The sequence below is a fragment of the Achromobacter sp. E1 genome (genome assembly GCF_037039475.1).
Classification (GTDB): domain Bacteria; phylum Pseudomonadota; class Gammaproteobacteria; order Burkholderiales; family Burkholderiaceae_B; genus Achromobacter; species Achromobacter mucicolens.
Window position 1 is genome coordinate 5800674 of the sequence record NZ_CP146253.1, and the last position, 16422, is coordinate 5817095.

Consider the following 16422-nt stretch of genomic DNA (forward strand, 5'->3'; position numbering starts at 1 on the left):
CGGCGTGCGCCCGTGCTCAGTATTTGTCCGACGTTCCCGTGAACGCCACGCCGATCCGCAAGAGCGCATAGGACGCCGCGTCGATCCAACGCCGCACGAATCCCCGGCGCTGATAGTCCAGCGGCCGGATGAAGCGCCCGCCCTCGCGAATGGCGGTTTCCAGGCGTTCCTGCAGGTCCCACGCGAACGGCTGGCTGTCGACCACGACGTTGGCCTCGCGCGCCAGCAGCAGGCTGAAGGGGTCCAGGTTGGACGAGCCCACGGTGGCCACGTTGTCGATCACCGCGACCTTGGCGTGCAGGTAACCCGGCATGTACTCGTAGATCTCGATGCCGTCGCGCAAAAGCTTGTCATAAAGCGAACGCGTGGCGTGATACTGCATCCGGTATTCGACCTTGCCCTGCAAGAGCAGGCGCACCCGCACGCCGCGGGCCGCGGCCTTGGCCAGCGCGCGGCGAAAGCGCACGCCGGGAAAGAAATAGGCATTGGCGATCAGGATGTCGCGGCGCGCGCGCGAGATGCCGAACAGATAGGCGCGCTCGAACGTGCGCCGAAAGCGCAGGTTGTCGCGCAGCACCAGCGCGGCGCGCAGCATGCCGCCTGGCGGCGCGGGAACGTCGCGCGGCTTGAGCAACTGCAGGCGATGCCAGTCGCGCGGATGGCGCCGCAGACGCGCCCAATTCAGGCGCACCCACAACAGTTCCTGCGCGTGGGCCGCCTGCGTGACCAGCGGGCCTTCGACCTGCACGGCGAAATCGAACCGCGGTCCCGTCAGGCCGTCGGTCGGATCCAGATCGTCGTAGTCGTCGATGACGTTGATGCCGCCGATGAACGCCATGCGGCCATCGATGATCGTGACCTTGCGATGCAGGCGCCGCAGGCGGCTGCGCGACGGCACGTACCGCGCAAACCAGCGCGGCTCAGGCCGGAAGATGCGGCACTGCGCGCCTGCATTGGTCAGCGCGACCCGCACGCGCTCGCCATGCAGGGCGCTGCCAAACCCATCCAGCACCACGCGCACCTTCACGCCGCGGCGCGCGGCCGCCGCCAGGCACTCCAGCACCTTCGCGCCGGTGCGGTCGATCATGAAGATGTAGGTTTCCAGATGCACGCTCACGGTGGCGGCATCGATCGCCGCGCACAGCGCGGGAAAGAAGTCGGCGCCATTCTGGAGCAGACGGATATCGTTGCCCGGCACCCATTCCAGCCTGTCCTGCTCGTCCTTCACGGGAGTTCCAGCTCCGCGAGCAAGGGGGAGTGATCGGACAGCTTGGCCCACTCGCGGCCGCGCAGCACGCGGGCGCTGCGCACCGCGAAGCCGCGCTGGTAGATGCGGTCCAGGCGGAACCAGGGAAACACCGCCGGGAACGTTCGCGGCGGCGGCGCGAGCAACGAGCTTCCCCCCATGCCAAGCTGGTTGGTGCGCTCCATGACCGAGACGCCGCTATTGGGCAATCCGCGCAAAGCGTTGGACAGCCGCTTGACCGAGTCGCGCAGGCGCGGCAGATCGCCGCCATGGCTGCGCGGGGCATGCGAGAACACTTCGTACAACCCGAGCTGCTGCACGAACATCGGCGCCAGCCTGTCGTTCCAGTCGTTGAAATCGCCGGCGATGAGGATGGGCTCGCCATCGGGCACCATGCGCTTGATGCGCTCGGTCAGCGCCAGGATCTGGCGGCTGCGGCTGCCGGCGAACAGGCCCAGATGGACCACGAAGCAATGCACGGCACGATCCCCGACCTCGACGCGCGCGTGCAGAAGTCCACGCTGCTCGAGACGGTGATCGGAAATGTCGAGATTTTCGTGGTCGATGATGGGATAGCGCGAGAGCAGCGCGTTGCCATGATCGGTGGCATGGCGCACGGCGTTGCGGCCGTAGGCCACATCCAGCCGCAAGGCCGCGGCAAGGGATTCGTGCTGCGCGTCGAGCAGCGACTTATGCTCGTTGCGGCCCTGGACCTCCTGCAGGAAGACCAGATCTGGGCGCAGGCCATACAGGCCCAGGCGAAGTTCATTCAGGGAGTCGCGCCGGCCTAGTGCCGAACGGCCCTTGTGTATGTTGTAGCTGACGACTCGGATGAGCGACATGGAAGCAATGGCGCCTTTCAAATCTTGGGAACTGCCGGCCGGGTCCCGGAAGGTCCTCTGGCCAGCCGCCGCCGTGGTTGGCGGCGTTAGCCAGATTACTCCATTTCAGCCGGCCGTCCCATCTTTGCGGACAGCGCGAGCTCAGCACCGGTGTCTGACACCCCCGCGAGAGGCCCTTCAATCCGAGAGCCCCGCACCTGGGTGTCAGACACCGCTTCCGAAGCGCCAAAAACGCTTCGGAAGTGTTACGCCTTTTCGACGTTGCGCAGGCGGATGTGCAGCTCGCGCAGTTGCTTCTCGTCGACTTCCGAGGGCGCTTGCGTCAGCAGATCCTGGGCGCGCTGCGTCTTCGGGAAGGCAATCACGTCGCGGATCGATTCGGCGCCGGTCATCATGGTGACGATGCGGTCCAGGCCGAACGCGATGCCGCCGTGCGGAGGCGCGCCATACTGCAGCGCGTCCAGCAGGTAGCCGAATTTCTCGCGGGCTTCCTCGGCGCCGATCTTCAGCGCGCGGAACACCTTGCTCTGCACTTCCTCGCGGTGGATACGGACCGAGCCGCCGCCGATTTCCCAGCCGTTCAGCACCATGTCGTAGGCCTTGGCGAACGCCTTGCTGGGATCGGATTCCAGGAAGTCCTCGTGGCCGTCCTTGGGGCTGGTGAACGGGTGGTGGGCGGCGGTGTAGCGGCCGTCTTCCTCGTCATATTCGAACATCGGGAAGTCGACCACCCACAGCGGCTTCCAGCCGGCCGTGAACAGACCCGTCTTCTTGCCAAATTCGCTGTGGCCGATCTTCACGCGCAGCGCGCCGATGGCGTCGTTGACGACCTTCTCGCGGTCCGCGCCAAAGAAGATGATGTCGCCGTCCTGGGCGCCGGTGCGCTTGACCAGTTCAGCCAGCGCGGCGTCGTGCAGGTTCTTGACGATGGGCGATTGCAGGCCGTCGCGGCCCTTGGCCACTTCGTTGACCTTGATGTAGGCCAGGCCCTTGGCGCCGTAGATGCCGACGAACTGCGTGTAGGCGTCGATCTCGCTGCGCGACATTTCAGCGCCGCCCGGCACGCGCAGGGCGACCACACGGCTGCCGGGCGCCGTGGCGGCGGCGGCAAACACCTTGAAGTCCACGTCGCGCATCACGTCGGTGATGTCGGTGAACTCGAGTTGCACGCGCAGATCCGGCTTGTCCGAGCCGTAGCGGCGCATCGCTTCGGTCCAGGGCATGATCGGGAACGGCGACGGCAGGTCGACGCCCTGCACCACCTTGAACACGTGGCGGATCAGGTTCTCGAAGATCTCGCGGATTTCGATCTCGTTCAGGAACGAGGTCTCGCAATCGATCTGGGTGAATTCCGGCTGACGGTCGGCACGCAGGTCTTCGTCGCGGAAGCACTTGGTGATCTGGTAGTAACGGTCAAAACCCGACACCATCAGCATCTGCTTGAACAGCTGCGGCGACTGCGGCAGCGCGAAGAAGTGGCCGGCGTTCACACGCGAGGGCACCAGGTAGTCGCGCGCGCCTTCGGGCGTGCTCTTGGCCAGCATCGGGGTTTCGATGTCGATGAAGCCCAGCTCGTCCAGGAACTTGCGGGTTTCGATGGACACGCGGTAGCGCAGCATCAGGTTGCGCTGCATCTGCGGGCGGCGCAGGTCCAGCACGCGGTGCGTGAGGCGGGTGGTTTCCGACAGGTTGTCGTCGTCCAGCTGGAACGGCGGGGTGACCGACGCGTTCAGGATCTCGACTTCCTTGCAGAGCACTTCGACTTCGCCGGAGGCCAGTTCGGCGTTGGCCGTGCCCGCCGGACGCTCGCGCACCAGGCCGGTGACGCGGATGCAGAATTCATTGCGCAGGCGCTCGGCGGTGGCGAAGGCGGCGTTGTCCGGATCGAACACGATCTGCGCCAGGCCCGCGCGGTCGCGCAGGTCGATGAAGATGACCCCGCCGTGGTCGCGGCGGCGGTTCACCCAGCCGTACAGGGTGACGGTCTGGCCGAGATGGTCACGGCAAACCTGGCCGGTGTAGCAGGTACGCATGCGGGATGACTCCGTTGTGTGCTTGGTGTTTAAGGGTTACGAATCGGCGCGGGGTGCGTCCTGCACGCCCGGCGCCGGAGAGAGCGCAGCCGGCCGGACCACGGGCGTTGCCGCCGGGGCCGGGGCGACTACGCCCATGGAAACGATGTACTTCAGGGCCGCGTCCACGCTCATCTGAAGGTCGATCACCTCGGCGCGAGGCACCATCAGGAAAAAGCCGGACGTGGGGTTGGGCGTCGTCGGCACGTACACGCTGATGTGGTCGCCAGGCAGGCTGTCGGCCACTTCACCGCTGGGCGTGCCGGTGACGAAAGCGATGGTCCAGGCCCCCGCGCGCGGATACTGCACCAGCACCGCGCGGCGAAACGCCTGTCCGTTGGGGGCAAGCACGGTATCGCTGACCTGCTTGACCGAGTTGTAGATGGAGCGCACGAGCGGGATGCGGCCCAGCAGGCTTTCCCACTGGTCGACCATCGTGCGACCGATCAGGTTGGCGGCGAACACGCCCGTCAGAAGCACCACCGCGATCACCAGGACGAAGCGGAAACCGGGAATGTCCAGGCCGAACAGCGATTCGGAGGACAGAAAGCCAGGCACGAACCCTTCCAGAGTAGCGACCAGCAGCCCCAATACCCACACCGTGATGACCAGGGGAACCCAGATCAACAGCCCGGTGATGAAGTACTTCTTGATGACGCGCATTCGCATCGCGAGCGCTCTAGGAGGCGGCGCTGCCGGCAGCAGGCGCCGCCGGGGCGGGGGTGGCTGCCGGCGCCGCGGCAGGCGCGGCGGCGGGGGTGGCGCTTTCAGCCGGGGCTGACGCGCCTGCGGGCGCTGCGCCCTGGCTGCCGCCGCTGCCGTTGCCACGGAAGTCCGTGACATACCAGCCGGAGCCCTTGAGCTGGAATCCAGCCGCGGTCACCTGCTTGGAAAACGTGCTTTGACCGCATTCGGGGCATTCCGAAAGCGGCGCGTCAGAGATCTTCTGCAAGACGTCTTTGGCATGGCCGCAGGCGCTGCACTTGTAGGCATAGATGGGCATCGAGGACTCCCAGGCGAAAAGCCGGGCATATCAAAATCGGCCTGCCGCCGCGCGCGGGCGCGGGGCGCGGCCGCTGGGCCAGGCTAGAAAAATACGGGAAAGTCTTGAATTTTAGCGGTTTTTCATAAAGCGTCGGAGTCCGGCCCAGCGTGCAGGCCCCGGGCCGCGCCCGGGGGGCAGACCGCCCGGGCAGGCGGGCGGTTCGCTACACCGGCAGCAGGAACATCACGGCCGCCACCAGAGTCGGCGCCAGGGCGCACAGGAACAGGCGTCCGGACGAGATACTGCCGTCCGGGAAATGGTTCTTCAGGATCGCGAAACCGGCCGGGTTCGGCGCATTGGCGATCACCGTCAGCCCGCCGCCCGTGACCGCGCCGGCCACCAGCATGTAACGCCAGACATCGCTGGTGCCCTCCACGAGCGAACCCAGGTAGGTGAGCGCAGCGTTGTCGGTAATGGCCGTGAGCGCGGTCGCGCCCCAGAACAGGACGAAAGGCTCCAGCCCCCCCAAGAGGTCCTGCAGCCACCATTTCTGCAGTCCGCCCAGCACCACCAGCCCGGCCAGGAAGAAGCCCACCATCAAGCCCTCCTTGATCATCAGGCGGTCCTGGTGGCGCTTGTAGGCCTCGGAGAACCCGATGAACATCATCAACAAGCCCAGGAAAATCGCCGGATGATGCGCAGTCAGCACGATGGCGATGAGGAACACGAGGTGCACCGCGATCACCAGGGCGGGAACCGGGCCACGCTTGCCGGCGCCTTCGGGGGCATCGACGCCACCGCGGGTGCCCACCGAGCCTTCGAGCAGCGCCTTGCGGCAGACGAAGGTCAGCAGGCCCGCGTTGAGGCAAACCGCCACCGCCGCGCGCCAGCCAAAGTGCTGCATCATGAAGGCCGCATCCCAGCCGAACGTGCCCGCCACCATCAGGACGGGCGGCGCCGCGTAGGACGTCAGCACGCCGCCGATGGACACGTTCACGAACAGCACGCCGAGGGTCAGGTACTTGAAACCGGCCCGGCCGCTGCTGCGGAAGTAAGCGTCGCGCAGCAGGATCGCGGCCAGCGTCATTGCGGCCGGTTCGGTGATGAACGAGCCGCCCAACGGCACCATGGCCATCACGACGAAGAAGGTGGACAGCTCGCGCGGCATGGGCAGGGCTCGCGCAACGATGCGCACCAGCAGCCCCACCAGCTCAAGAATCGGCCGGCTGGCGGCCACGACCATGATCGCGAAAACGAACAGCGGCTCCGTGAAATTGCGCGTGTCCATGTAGTCGATGGCGCCCGCCGGTCCGGCCAGCGCGGCCATGGTCACAATCAGCGCGAACGCCCAGACGCCGAAGACGGCCTCGACCTCGGAGAACAGATGCCAGAAGCCCGCGTGCGGCCCCCCTCGATGCGCGAGCCGCGCGAAGAAGGGAACCGAGAAAGTATGGAGGACCGCCACGGCGAACAGGATGGTGGCGATGACCTCTAGCGTCTGGGGCATTTGCAGCATTTCCTAGGGTGCCGGGCGGCTACGGGCGCCGCCGGGCTTGTAAGACAAGCGTCGCAATATAGCCCAGCGCCCGGCCGGTGTAACGCCGGGTCAACACTGATCCCTGCCGCCTTTTCTATGCGATCGGGGCCGGCGGCTCGGCGCCCGCCTGCGCCGCCTTCATCTCCATCAGCAGGCTGTGCAGCATTTCCGTGGACAGCCCGTGCAGCACCAGCCGGTAGCCTGCGCGCAGCGTGGACATCGGCACCAGGGGATGGTTGTTGTTGACCAGGATGAGGTGCTGCGGGGCCCCCAGCAGCTTGGCCGCATAGATGCCCACGGTCTCGTCAAGCTGAAGCGAATTGGCCGCGCGCCAGAAATCGTTGTCGGTCAGCAAAAGCTGGTACAGCGGCGTGAACAGCTCGATGGCGCTTTGCAGGTCCAGGAAGTTCAGCTTGCCCTGCGGCATGTCCTCCAGCCGGATCGGCGGATCGCGCAGCATCGAATAGTCCACCTTCTGCGGGGCATGCATCTCCACGCCCGCGTCGCGCAGCGCCTGGTTCAGCCGGATGACGAAGTTAAAGAGGTTCAGGTCGTGCTTGACGAACAGGTCGTCCTTCAGATCGTCAATCGTCATCGGCTCAAGCGGCGTCGTGCTGATGGGCACCGGCGAGTTCGCGGCGATGAACGACAGCGCCTGCGCCCCCAGATGGAAGTGCCGCAAAATCAGCCAGTTCGCCTCGGGCGACACAAACCGCTTCAAGCCCCAGGCCAGGATGCGGTGCAGCAGCCGCGAATGCGACCAGCGGCGCGGCAGGAACGTCTTGACGATCTGGATCAGGATGATGAAGGCGCGCGCGATCGGCCGCAGGAACGGCAGCAGGTATTGCCGCGACGCGCAGCTGGAATCCGTCAGCCACGCTTTCTTGACCTTGTCCGGCAGCGGCGTGCTGCGATCCAGGTAAAGGGCCAGCCAGGGGCTGGGGTCTGCCGGATCGTGTTCCCGGGCAAGGAATTCGGGTTCCTGCTTCATGCCGCATCCGCCTCCATCACATGATGAAACTGCATCAGGTATAGCGCCGCCGTGCGGCGCGCGGTGTCGACGATGCGCTGTTCGGCGCGCCCATCCTCGTCGCAATCGAGCGCCAGTTCCACCGCCGACAGCCACCGCGCCAGATGGTGCTCATCGTTGTGGCCGTGGTATTCCAGGAAGCGGAAGGCGTCGGGCGGCAATTTCAGGCTGGCCTTGAGCAGCGGCAAGAGCGCAGGCACGATGCGTTGCCCCGTGCCTTCGATGATGTAGATCGCGCCCAAGAGTCCGATGGGGTCGCGCGTGGCGGCCAGGCTGTGCAGATAGGCGTTCAGCGCTTCGCCGCCCGGATTTCGGCGCAAGGCGTCGATGCTGTCCACCGCGCCGCCGGCGTTGCGATAGTCCTGGAACAGGATCTGGAAGTCGTTCTGCTCCTCGCCCGCGTGCATGTCGATCAGCGCGGCCAGCGGCGCGTATTGCTCGGTCAGCGACGCGGCGCCCTCGCGCATCCACTTGCTGCCTTCGCGCACCTGCGGAATCCAGTTCTCCATCCACGCCAGGTAGTCCTCGGTCTGGAACTGCCGGTTGCGCAGACGCCGGATCACCGGCGTGCGCCATACGCGCGAGCGGTAGTCGTGCCAGATCGCCGCCAGCTCGGTCAACAGTTGTCCCAGGCCCTGCGGCGCCATGTCGGGATCATGCGGCGGCGCGATCGCGTCGGCATCGGCGGACCCGGCATCCTCGCGCGCGGCCGCAGCGGGCGCACCGGCAGCCACCGCGGGCGTTGCGTGCACCGCTTCGACTTCCAGCAGCATGTAGGCCGCCATGAAGCGCCCGGATTCGGGGATGTAGCAGAAGATCTGCTCGCCCGGCTTGACCTCGCGCGTTTCCAGGAACTCGGCCAGCATGATCATGATCGATGCCGCGCCCGTGTTGCCGCGCCACGCCAGGTTGCTGAACCAGCGCTCGCGCGGGATCACCAGCCCGGCCTTCTCCATCAGGTCTTCCACAACGGGAATGAATTTCTCTGACGAGTAATGGCACAGGAAATGATCGACCTGGTCCGGATCCACCCATCCGTCGCGCACCAGCTTGGCGTACTCGTGGATGCCGATGTCGAACAGATGCGGCAAAAGGCGGATGTCCTGGCGCAGCGACAGCGCACCGTCGGTTTCAGCCTCGTTCCACGAGGGGTAGTCCAGATGCCCCTTGCTCCGGTCGGCGGACAGCCCGAGCTGCATGCACACCGGATAGTCGCCCGAGAACGAGCGCTGATGCACCCACTTCAGGCGCAACCGCACGCCCTGCGAGGCGCCAGGCAGCGGCCGTCCGCTGTTGCCCAGCAATACCGCGCCGGCCCCGTCCGACAGCATCCAGCGCAGGAAGTGCGCGTCGAAGTCGGCGTCGTAGCCGCGCGCGGCAAAACGCGAGCGCTTGAACAGGCGCGACGGCAATTCGCTGGCGACCGCCAGCGCGCTGGCATGCGCGCCCAGTTCGACGCCTTGCGCGGCCGCCTGGATCGCCGACACACCCGCGGCGCAGATGCCATGCACCGACAGCGTTTCCATGGGCGGCGCGGCCAGCTCGCCCTGGATCATGTTGGAAAACCCCGGCATCAGCGCATCGCCGCCGGACGAACCGCTGGCCAGCATCGATATGGCCGACAGGTCGGTGTCGTGGCGCCGCAGGCAATCGCGGATGGCGTTGGCCGCCAGCTGCGCATTGGAAAACACGGTCGCGCCCTCGGGGTCGATGGCGTAGTAGCGCTGCTTGATGCCGTTCTCAGCCAGGATGCGGGTCTTGATCCGGCTGGACATGCGGTTCAGCGGGGCGATGTAGTCATCCATGGCCTCGTTGGACACGGGCTCGCCCGGCATGAAATAACCGGCGCTCTCCAGGTAGACACGATGAAACGCAATGGGCATGACGGATCTCTGGTTAAAAAAGGGGGAGTGCGGCGCTAGCGGACGTGCTCGGGCGCCATGCAGGAACGGCTGCGAAACCTGGGGACGAAGGCGCCCAGCACGAACACGCGGAACATGTAGGGCGCGAGGCCGCGCTCATTCAATTCGGCGCGCACGCGGCCGCGGTAGTGCTCGCGATGCAGGCGGGTCAGTTCGGACCAGTGCGCGCGCGGATGTTCGTGGTGCGCAGTGTGCAGGCCGATGTTAAAGAGCAGCGGATTGACCAGCCCCTCGAAATTGCGCGCGTAGTTCAGGCCCGCCACCTGCCGCGGCCCGCCGTCCGCATGCGCGTGCTGCAGATAGTTGGTGGCCAGCAGCCAATGCAGGCCGTGAAGCTGCGGCACGATCACGAACACCAGCGCCTTGGCAGGATTCACGGCGATGAGGCCGGCCCACAGGCCCAGCCACGCGCCGTACTGCGCCATGCAATAGCGCCAGGCGCCTGGCCAATGCCGGCGCAACCGGCCCAGCCACGCAAAGAACAACGGATACAGCACCCAGGCCGCCTGCACCGGATGGATGAGGTAGCCCCACAGATGGTTGGTATCGCCGCCAAACCGATAGGTGCGCGCCACATCGCGCGCCCCGTGCTTGAAGCGGTGGTGATTGGCGACGTGGGCCGGGTAGAACACGAACGTGGGATGGCCCTGCAGCAACGTGATCCAGAAATCGGTGATGCGGTTGGCGCGGCGGCCGCGCCACATCCTCAGGTGCGTGTGATTGTGATGGATGACGCCGATGCCCAGCGTCAGGAACAGCATCAGCGCGTAGGCCGGCCACCAGAACCCGTGGAACCACTGCCAGCCGGCAAGCAGGGGCAGCGCGGCCAGGTAGGCCAGGCTCTGCCAATCGCGCCGATTGCGCAGCGCGGGCAGCGTGCGCCGCGGGCCCAAGCTTGGCGCCACTATGCGGAGCCTCGCAGGCCCGCGCCGGACTCGCGCTGGCGGTGGGCCTGCAACTGGCGTTCGGCGGCGTCCGCCCCCAGCCGCGTGCGGAACAGGCGATCCATGAAGGTGAACTGGAAGCCGTAGTTGCCGTTGTAGCAGGCATGGTGCAGATGGTGCCGGCGGCTGGCGGCAAACCAGTGCGCGTACGACACCTTGGGAAAGAAATCGTAGTTGGCGTGGCCGATGCAATTGAAGAACAGGCTGAACAGCGGCACCGACAGCAGCGACCAGAAGCTGAAATCATGCACCACCATCGGCAAGAGGATCACGTTGCCCAGCATCAGCGCCTCGATGGGATGAAAGCTGTAGGTCGAGAACGGCGTGGTCACGACCGAACGGTGGTGCGGCAGGTGAAAACGGCGCAGCAGCCGCGTATGCAGCAGCCGGTGGTTGATCCAGAAATGCACGTCGTTCCAGGCCACCAGCGCCAGGATTTCCAGCACGATCTGCTGCCAGCTCGCATCCGGGTCCAGGCGCGCCCAACCCAGTTGCAAGAGGCCCCACGGGAAGATCATGCCGGTGCCGAACAGCAGGATCGACAGACCCGATTGCGCCAGTTCGCGCCGCAGTTGTCCCGGCGCCAGGGGCCGCGGATCGAGCGGCCGGCCCAGGCCAAGGGCCGGCAGGATGTGCCGCGTCAGCAGCCAAGTGGCCGCGCCAAAGACCAGGTAGATGCCGCCGAAGAAAAGCAGCCCCGCCAGCATGACCTGCCAGGCGGACAAGGCTTCAAAAGCTTGGCCCATGAAGGTTTTGTTTCACCCCGAAGAATGGCCGCATCATAAGCAATCCGTCAGCTTCCCGGTAGGGCAAGTATTACCAATTGAATCCGGACGCCACAAACCGCTCATGCCGCGCGCAGCGCCGGCCCACCCGCCGGAAACCGCCGATCCAGCGCATCCACCGCGGCATCCAGCTGCGCCGCGAGCGCCGCGCTGGCCGGCAGCATGGGCAGGCGCAATTCGTTCGACAGCAGCCCCTGGCGGGCAAGTTGCGCCTTCAGCGGCCCCGGATTCGGCTCGCCGAACGTCAGCCGGATCATTGGCGCCAATGCATGAAACAGGGTCCTGGCCTCGTCCAGCCGCTGCGCCCGCACCGCGCGGTGCATGGCCACGAAAAGATCGGGACGCACGTGGGCGGCAGCGGCGATCATGCCCGTGGCCCCCAGGCACATTGCGGACAGCGACTGCAGGTCTTCGCCCGCCAGCACGTTCATCTGACCATCGGCAATCAGCGCCACCGTCTTTTCCAGGGATCCACCGCAGTCCTTGATGGCGGCGATATTCGGGTGCGCCGCCAGCGCCAGCAGCGTGGACGTGTCCAGCGTGGTGCCGGTCCGGTACGGAATGTCGTAGAGCACCAGCGGGAAACGCGAGGCATCGGCCAGGCAGCGGAAGTAGGCGGCGGCGCCTTCCTGGCCCGCGCGCACGTAATACGGCGCGGGCGCCAGGATGCCGGCCAGCGGCCGCGTGCCGAAGGCCGACAACCGCTGCAGCACATGGCCCTGGTGATTGCCGGCCAGTCCCATCACGATGGGCAGCGGGCCGGCTTCGGCCAGCACCGCGTCCAGCACGGCGAGCTGCTCGGCATCGTCCAGGGCCGCCGCCTCGCCGGTGCTGCCGCACACGACCAGGCCGTCCACGCCCGCCGCCAGATAGTGCCGCACGAGGCGGCGCAGGGCTCCGCCGTCGACATGGCCGCCCGAAAACGGCGTGACCAGGGGCACCCAGACACCCTGGAACAGAGATTGATTCGATTGCATGAGAACACTCCTTAGTATGGACCGTTGGGGGGGACCGTACAGAAGTGCTCGGGATATCAGTGGGGGTGCGCGCGGGTGCGCCAAAGCGCTGCCGGCAGGCCGCTGTTCCGTCGCCCATCTGACGGAACAGCATGCTCCGGTCAGATGAGCGGCTGTTTTTTGGATTTCAGGCCGGCGGCAGCCAGCACCACGCCAAGGGCGCGGAGGTGGCTAGCAGTCTGGTGGGCCTGATGAATCATGGATGAGCGGGGACGCGATAGGCGGCGGATGCAGCAATCTACCGGGCGGGCGCGGCGGTGTCAACGACGGGCATTTCGGGCCGAATTCGGTGGCCGCGGGAGGGCAGTCAGCCGAGCGTCGCGAGAAACACCTGGCACAGCGCTTCCATGCCCTTGCGGTCGTCTTCGTCGAAGCGGTCCGGCACGGGGCTGTCCACGTCCCACACGCCGATCAGTTCGCCCCGGTGCACCAGCGGCACCACGATTTCCGAACGAGAAGCCGCGTCGCAGGCGATGTGGCCGGGAAAAGCATGCACGTCCGGCACGAGCTGCGTCTGGCGCTGGCTGGCTGCTGCGCCGCACACGCCGCGATCAAGCGGAATGCGCACGCAGGCGGGCTTGCCCTGGAAGGGGCCCAGCACCAGTTCCGTGCCGTCGAAGAAATAAAACCCCACCCAGTTCAGTTCGGGCAGGGCCTGGAACGCCAGCGCGCTCAGGTTCGCGGCGTTGGCGATGCGGTCGGGCTCGCCTTGCAGCAGCGCACGCGCCTGGACGGTCAGTTCGGCATACAGGGCGGCTTTGGACTCGGCGACGATGGGAGCGGCTTCGAACATGGAATGTAACTGTACAGGCGGTTATCGATGCAGGTGATTTTAGGGGTTCCCCCCGATAAAGGGGCCGGGCTGTTACCGTATGGGACAATACTTTGTTGTCAACCGTATCACCCGACCCACCCTTCTTGATCAAGAAGCACTCCATGGACAAGCCTATCGAACCTGCGTTTTCCTTTTCGGAACGCGCCCTGCAACTCACCAGCTCCGCCATCCGCGAGATTCTCAAGGTCACCGAGCGCCCCGAAGTCATTTCGTTCGCAGGCGGTCTGCCCGCGCCCGGCGGCTTTCCGGTAGAAGTGGTGCGTGCGGCATTCGACAAGGTCCTGTCCACCAACGGCCGCGCGGCCCTGCAATACGGCCCCACCGAAGGTTATGCGCCCCTGCGCAAGTGGGTCGCCGATGAACTGACCGCGTCCGGCGCCGACGTCGCCCCCGACCAGGTCCTCATCGTCTCCGGCTCGCAGCAGGCGCTGGATCTGCTGGGCAAGGTGCTCATCGACAAGGACAGCAAGGTGCTGGTCGAAGACCCCAGCTATCTGGGCGCGCTGCAATCGTTCAGCCTGTACCAGCCGAACTTCGTGCCGGTGCCCACCGACGAAGGCGGTCTGATCCCCGAAGCCATCACGCCCGAACTAGCCGCTGGCGCCCGCTTCCTGTACGCCCTGCCCAACTTCCAGAACCCGACGGGCCGCACGCTCAACCTGGAACGCCGCATCGCGCTGGTCAAGCGCGCCGCCGAACTGGGCCTGACCATCGTCGAGGACGATCCCTACGGCGAACTGCGCTACGCCGGCGAGCCGCAGCCCGGCCTGATCGCGCTTGCCAAGGAATACGGCGCGAACGTCGTCCGCCTGGGCACGTTCTCCAAGGTGCTGGCGCCGGGCCTGCGCCTGGGCTACATCGTTGGCGGCCGCGCCCTGATCAACAAGCTGGTGCAGGCCAAGCAGGCCACGGACCTGCACACGCCCACGCTGACCCAGATGGCCGTGTACGAGATCGTCAAGGACGGCTTCCTGGCCGAACACCTGCCGAACGTGCGCGAGATCTACCGCGCCCAGGGCAGCTGCATGCTGGACGCCATCCAGAAGGAATTCCCGTCCACCGTCAGCTGGACCAAGCCGGAGGGCGGCATGTTCATCTGGCTGACGCTGCCCGAGCACATCGACAGCACCAAGCTGCTCGAAAAAGCCATCGCGCAGAACGTGGCCTTCGTGCCCGGCGCGCCGTTCTACAGCGGCCAAGGCAAGCGCAACACGCTGCGCCTCAGTTTCGCGACCGTGCCGGAAGACAAGATCCGCACCGGCATCGCCATCCTGGGCAAGCTGTTGAAGGCGGAATGACAACGTCCGCCGCCGCCCCCGCAGGGGCGGCGCGGATGCGTTGATCACCGATCGGCCGGGCGCAGCGCCCGGCCGTTGTTTTATGCTGTCGGCTTTCCCGACCTCTTTTGACCGACACAGTGAGCGCTTCGCAACCTTCCCCCGCCGACCTCAGTGACATCGTCTTCACCGACTGGGTCGAACGCTGGCTTCCGAAGTCATGGCGTCCCTATGCCCGCCTGTGCCGCCTGGACCGCCCCATCGGCACCTGGCTGACCCTGCTGCCGGCGATCGCCGCGCTGGTCCAGGCCGCGGGCGGGCTGCCCGACCTCAAACGCCTCATCGTGTTCTCGCTGGGCGCGTTGCTCATGCGCGGCATCGGCTGCACCGTCAACGACATGTGCGACCGCAACTTCGACAAGCACGTCGAACGCACGCGCTTTCGTCCGCTGACCAGCGGCCAGCTGACGATGAAGAACGCCGTCTGGTTCCTGCTCGGCCAGCTGCTGGTCTGCGGCTCGCTGCTCTTTTTCCTGAACGACATGAGCCGCTGGCTGGCCGTGGCGGTCCTGCCCTTCGTCTTCATCTATCCGCTGTGCAAGCGCGTCACGTACTGGCCGCAGGTCGTGCTGGGCATCTGCTTTAACTGGGGCATGCTCATGGCCTGGTCGGACACGCAGAACCATGTGCCGCTTGCCGCCATCGCCATGTGGCTGGGTGCCGTGCTGTGGCAGGTGGGCTACGACAGCATCTACGCCTACGTGGATGTGCGCGACGATCGCAGCCTCGGCCTGCACTCGACCGCCATGCGCTTTGGCGACCAGGGCAAGCTCTGGATCGGCGGTTTCTACGTGGGAACGGTGCTGCTGTGGGCCTGGGGCGGGCATGCGATGGGCCTGTCGTGGGCCTATCAGGTGGGCATGATCGCCGTGGCGGCGCACCTCGCGTGGCAATTGAAAGTCTTCGACATTCAGCGCCCCGACCGTAACTTCATGCTCTTTCGCGCCAACCTGTGGCTGGGCGCGCTGCTTGTCGTAGCCGCGCTGGCGGGTGCGCTGATCCGCTGATCCCCGGCAAACGCCACGGCGCCCGGCCGTGGCGTTTGCCGCTTTGGCCCGCCTGTTTGCGGGATTGCCGCACACGGGCGATGATGGCCTTTCCGCCCACGTCACGGAGTCACCGCATGCCCGCATCGTTCAAATCCCTGACTGTCGCCGCCGCCGCGTGCGTCCTCTTTGCCGCATTGCCGGCACAGGCCGCCACCGACTGCGCACCGCTGCGCGGTTGCGCGGCCAAGTTCTGCCATATTGAAAACGACATCGCCGCCGCGCAGGCGCAGAACAACACACGCCGCGAGGCGGGCCTGCGCAAGGCGCTGTCCGAGGCCAAGGCAAGCTGCACCGACAGCCGCCTGCAATCGCAGCGCGAGGCCGACGTGCGCGAGAAGCAATCCAAGGTCACTGAGCGCCAGCAGGAGCTGAAAGAGGCTAAGGCCAAGGGCAAACAGGACAAAATCGACAAGGCCCAACGCAAACTCGACGAAGCGCAGGCCGAATACAACGACGCACTGGCCGATCTGAACCGCTGATCCGCCGCTGTCTGCTGGCCAGGGCGGCTCGCCGCGCTGGCCACCTCCTTCCGGCCGACTTCCGGCCATCTCCTTCTGGCCGACTTCTGGCCCTCCCCCTGTCTTCGCTGCACCCGCCAGCCCCCGGCGCGCTGCCGGAAATCTGACACGTCATCCCATGGAAATATCGCCACCCATGGCGTCAACATGGACAATCCATGTCGATTAGCCATGATTATGGAAAGATGTTTTCAAGGAATAAGGGTTTATCCCAGGGTTGTTTAGGCACAGAATGCCTCTCATCGGGACACAGCAAGCGAGCCCCAGGCAATCAGGTCTGAGGCTCGAATCCCAAGCTCACAAG

At 66.0% G+C, this 16422-nt stretch carries 15 protein-coding genes; 3 read left to right on the top strand and 12 right to left on the bottom strand.

What is annotated here, in order from left to right; genetic code table 11:
• Nucleotides 1–16: 16 nt before the first annotated feature.
• The 12 genes from clsB to V6V88_RS26835 form a co-directional block, all read right to left on the bottom strand.
• A complete protein-coding gene (clsB, locus tag V6V88_RS26780; RefSeq protein WP_056327161.1) occupies nucleotides 17–1228 on the bottom strand; it encodes a cardiolipin synthase ClsB in 1212 nt (403 codons plus the stop codon).
• Entirely contained in the window at nucleotides 1225–2088 is an 864-nt protein-coding gene (locus V6V88_RS26785) for an endonuclease/exonuclease/phosphatase family protein (protein ID WP_056327159.1), read from the bottom strand. Before V6V88_RS26785 ends, clsB begins: the two co-directional genes overlap by 4 nt.
• A 245-nt stretch (nucleotides 2089–2333) precedes the next feature.
• The gene (gene aspS, locus V6V88_RS26790) at nucleotides 2334–4121 is read right to left on the bottom strand and encodes an aspartate--tRNA ligase (protein ID WP_056327158.1); all 1788 of its coding nucleotides are present in this window, start codon (nucleotides 4119–4121) and stop codon (nucleotides 2334–2336) included.
• 36 nt (nucleotides 4122–4157) lie between these two features.
• Nucleotides 4158–4829, bottom strand: a complete 672-nt coding sequence (locus tag V6V88_RS26795) for a DUF502 domain-containing protein (protein WP_062838837.1) — start codon at nucleotides 4827–4829, stop codon at nucleotides 4158–4160.
• A 10-nt stretch (nucleotides 4830–4839) separates the two neighbouring features.
• Nucleotides 4840–5163 (bottom strand): FmdB family zinc ribbon protein, encoded by a 324-nt coding sequence (locus V6V88_RS26800; RefSeq protein ID WP_338617058.1) that lies wholly within the window; start codon nucleotides 5161–5163, stop codon nucleotides 4840–4842.
• Nucleotides 5164–5368: 205 nt separating this feature from the next.
• Nucleotides 5369–6652, bottom strand: coding sequence for a putative Na+/H+ antiporter (locus V6V88_RS26805; RefSeq protein WP_338617059.1), 1284 nt, complete (start codon nucleotides 6650–6652; stop codon nucleotides 5369–5371).
• 124 nt (nucleotides 6653–6776) lie between these two features.
• On the bottom strand, nucleotides 6777–7673 hold the full coding sequence (locus V6V88_RS26810; RefSeq protein WP_338617060.1) for a hypothetical protein: 897 nt from the start codon (nucleotides 7671–7673) through the stop codon (nucleotides 6777–6779).
• Complete coding sequence (locus V6V88_RS26815; RefSeq protein WP_280001509.1) at nucleotides 7670–9595, bottom strand: iron-containing redox enzyme family protein; 1926 nt, start codon at nucleotides 9593–9595, stop codon at nucleotides 7670–7672. The genes V6V88_RS26810 and V6V88_RS26815 overlap by 4 nt, the downstream gene beginning before the upstream one ends.
• A 35-nt stretch (nucleotides 9596–9630) precedes the next feature.
• Nucleotides 9631–10539 carry a fatty acid desaturase gene (locus tag V6V88_RS26820; protein ID WP_338617062.1) on the bottom strand — a complete coding sequence of 303 codons (909 nt, stop codon included), beginning with the start codon at nucleotides 10537–10539 and terminating at the stop codon, nucleotides 9631–9633.
• Nucleotides 10539–11324 (bottom strand): sterol desaturase family protein, encoded by a 786-nt coding sequence (locus V6V88_RS26825; RefSeq protein WP_056327145.1) that lies wholly within the window; start codon nucleotides 11322–11324, stop codon nucleotides 10539–10541. The genes V6V88_RS26820 and V6V88_RS26825 overlap by 1 nt, the downstream gene beginning before the upstream one ends.
• A gap of 101 nt (nucleotides 11325–11425) precedes the next feature.
• Entirely contained in the window at nucleotides 11426–12340 is a 915-nt protein-coding gene (gene dapA, locus V6V88_RS26830; RefSeq protein ID WP_338617063.1) for a 4-hydroxy-tetrahydrodipicolinate synthase, read from the bottom strand.
• 346 nt (nucleotides 12341–12686) lie between these two features.
• Nucleotides 12687–13172, bottom strand: coding sequence for a GAF domain-containing protein (locus V6V88_RS26835; protein WP_056327139.1), 486 nt, complete (start codon nucleotides 13170–13172; stop codon nucleotides 12687–12689).
• Nucleotides 13173–13315: 143 nt separating this feature from the next.
• Between V6V88_RS26835 and V6V88_RS26840 the strand changes: the two genes are divergently transcribed.
• The 3 genes from V6V88_RS26840 (at nucleotide 13316) to V6V88_RS26850 (ending at nucleotide 16079) form a co-directional block, all read left to right on the top strand.
• On the top strand, nucleotides 13316–14512 hold the full coding sequence (locus V6V88_RS26840) for a PLP-dependent aminotransferase family protein (protein WP_223573643.1): 1197 nt from the start codon (nucleotides 13316–13318) through the stop codon (nucleotides 14510–14512).
• 119 nt (nucleotides 14513–14631) lie between these two features.
• Nucleotides 14632–15558, top strand: coding sequence for a 4-hydroxybenzoate octaprenyltransferase (ubiA, locus tag V6V88_RS26845; protein WP_062839039.1), 927 nt, complete (start codon nucleotides 14632–14634; stop codon nucleotides 15556–15558).
• A gap of 116 nt (nucleotides 15559–15674) precedes the next feature.
• On the top strand, nucleotides 15675–16079 hold the full coding sequence (locus V6V88_RS26850) for a DUF1090 domain-containing protein (RefSeq protein ID WP_338617064.1): 405 nt from the start codon (nucleotides 15675–15677) through the stop codon (nucleotides 16077–16079).
• Nucleotides 16080–16422: the final 343 nt, after the last annotated feature.

Excerpts from the sequence above, each read along its gene's own strand:
- V6V88_RS26815 (WP_280001509.1), bottom strand. The coding sequence starts at position 9,595 with ATGCCCATTGCGTTTCATCGTGTCTACCTGGAGAGCGCCGGTTATTTC.
- aspS (WP_056327158.1), bottom strand. The coding sequence starts at position 4,121 with ATGCGTACCTGCTACACCGGCCAGGTTTGCCGTGACCATCTCGGCCAG.
- V6V88_RS26800 (WP_338617058.1), bottom strand. The coding sequence starts at position 5,163 with ATGCCCATCTATGCCTACAAGTGCAGCGCCTGCGGCCATGCCAAAGAC.
- V6V88_RS26785 (WP_056327159.1), bottom strand. The coding sequence starts at position 2,088 with ATGTCGCTCATCCGAGTCGTCAGCTACAACATACACAAGGGCCGTTCG.
- V6V88_RS26850 (WP_338617064.1), top strand. The coding sequence starts at position 15,675 with ATGCCCGCATCGTTCAAATCCCTGACTGTCGCCGCCGCCGCGTGCGTC.
- V6V88_RS26810 (WP_338617060.1), bottom strand. The coding sequence starts at position 7,673 with ATGAAGCAGGAACCCGAATTCCTTGCCCGGGAACACGATCCGGCAGAC.
- V6V88_RS26840 (WP_223573643.1), top strand. The coding sequence starts at position 13,316 with ATGGACAAGCCTATCGAACCTGCGTTTTCCTTTTCGGAACGCGCCCTG.
- V6V88_RS26835 (WP_056327139.1), bottom strand. The coding sequence starts at position 13,172 with ATGTTCGAAGCCGCTCCCATCGTCGCCGAGTCCAAAGCCGCCCTGTAT.
- V6V88_RS26825 (WP_056327145.1), bottom strand. The coding sequence starts at position 11,324 with ATGGGCCAAGCTTTTGAAGCCTTGTCCGCCTGGCAGGTCATGCTGGCG.
- V6V88_RS26805 (WP_338617059.1), bottom strand. The coding sequence starts at position 6,652 with ATGCCCCAGACGCTAGAGGTCATCGCCACCATCCTGTTCGCCGTGGCG.
- dapA (WP_338617063.1), bottom strand. The coding sequence starts at position 12,340 with ATGCAATCGAATCAATCTCTGTTCCAGGGTGTCTGGGTGCCCCTGGTC.
- V6V88_RS26795 (WP_062838837.1), bottom strand. The coding sequence starts at position 4,829 with ATGCGAATGCGCGTCATCAAGAAGTACTTCATCACCGGGCTGTTGATC.